The sequence below is a fragment of the Streptomyces sp. NPDC057271 genome (assembly GCF_042668715.1).
Classification (GTDB): domain Bacteria; phylum Actinomycetota; class Actinomycetes; order Streptomycetales; family Streptomycetaceae; genus Streptomyces.
The window spans coordinates 1-1,400 of the sequence record NZ_JBHUYJ010000248.1; the positions used below are offsets into that span (position 1 = coordinate 1).

Sequence of the window (1,400 nt, forward strand, 5' to 3'; positions counted from 1 at the left end):
CAAGTCCCAGTCCGCAGGGGCGTGGCGGGTTCTGGGCTGGGTCACCGGTGCCATGCTTCTTCATCCTGTGCGGGGCGGTGCCCGTCAGAGGATGAAGGATGGGGTGGTGGAGCTGGGCCGGCAGGCCCGGCTCCACGGCCAGGTGCCCGATGTGGAGGGCTTCGCGCGGTCGGTTTTCGGGGTGGAAGCGACGACCGAGCTGTCGGAGCATCAGAAGTTCTTGGTCTCCGGCTGGCTGAGCGGAGAAGAAGTCTCGTGGGGGCCCGTCGCCGGCCAGGAGGTCACGCCCGGACCGGTGGTTCCGGGCCCGGAGGTCACGCCCGGGCTCGACCGGTTCGCCGATGACGTGGTGACGACTGCGCGGTCCCAACTTGCCCTTGGCGGTTTGGTCGATATCTCCGGTATGGAGGGCGTGGTCAGGCTGGGCGAGTGGGAGATGTTCGGAATTGGCGTGTTGGAGTGGATGGGGCTCGCTTCTATTGGAGGGCGCATGCGCAGCGGCGCCACCTTCCGGGAGATGCAGCGCGTCGTGGCTTCGGCTCGGCGTGACAAGGCGGAGGGCCGGTCTGTCGATGCCCGGCGCTACGAGACGACAAAGGTAGTCGGGTCGGGGGAGTGGGCTCGTCGTGTGGCCCGGATCAACGGGTGGCTGACGGCCGCCGGTGTGGTGGGCTCCCGGCCGGTGAACGGTTCCAGGCAGGCGTTGATCGACAAGGCCCGGGGGCTGGCGGCGGCAACCGGCGTCACCGGGAACGGCGGTTACGACCTCCTGGCCATCGCGCGTCAGGTGTTCGAGGTCGAGAAGCCAGCCGACCATCAGATGTACGTCGTGGGGACCTGGGTCGGCGTGGAGAGGCAGCCGGAGGCCTCTCCCGTCGTGGAGGAGCGGCGGACGACCACTGGACCTGGACCGGCCGTAGCTGTCATCACACAGCTGCTCGGCGGACTGCCTTCGCCCGCCCTGGGGCTGGACGAGAACGTGTCCTTGCGCGAGCGTGCCGAATACGCCGTCCAGCAGGCGGTCCTGCGCCGGGCGCGTGGAGATTCCAAGAGCGTGAATGTGCTGACCAGGGAGGCCTTCGCAGGTTCAGCGTCCAATGTGAACAGGGGGATGGTCTCCGGATTCCTGGAGGGTATTGGGCTCGACTCGCTGCTGAGGCTCAGGAGTACTACCACCGACCGGCACATGGCCGGTGTCTTCGCGGCGGCGCGAAGGAGCCTTGCGGAGGGAAAGCCGGTTGATCCCCTCGCCATCGTGACGAGCATTCTGGGACACAGGGTCCGTAAGGAGGATCAGTATTTCTCGGGGAAGGTCACCGGTTGGCTCGTGGTTGCCGGGTTGATGGGCGGGCCGGTGGTGAAGGACGGCGTCATCGAGCGCATCAAGGGTGCTCTGACCG

At 67.4% G+C, this 1,400-nt stretch carries 1 protein-coding gene; it reads left to right on the plus strand.

The window, feature by feature from the left end; all coding sequences use genetic code 11:
• Window positions 1-106 precede the first annotated feature (106 nt).
• The coding region (locus ACFUJR_RS39270) for a hypothetical protein (RefSeq protein ID WP_383451302.1) at window positions 107-1,400 on the plus strand (1,294 nt) is incomplete at its 3' end.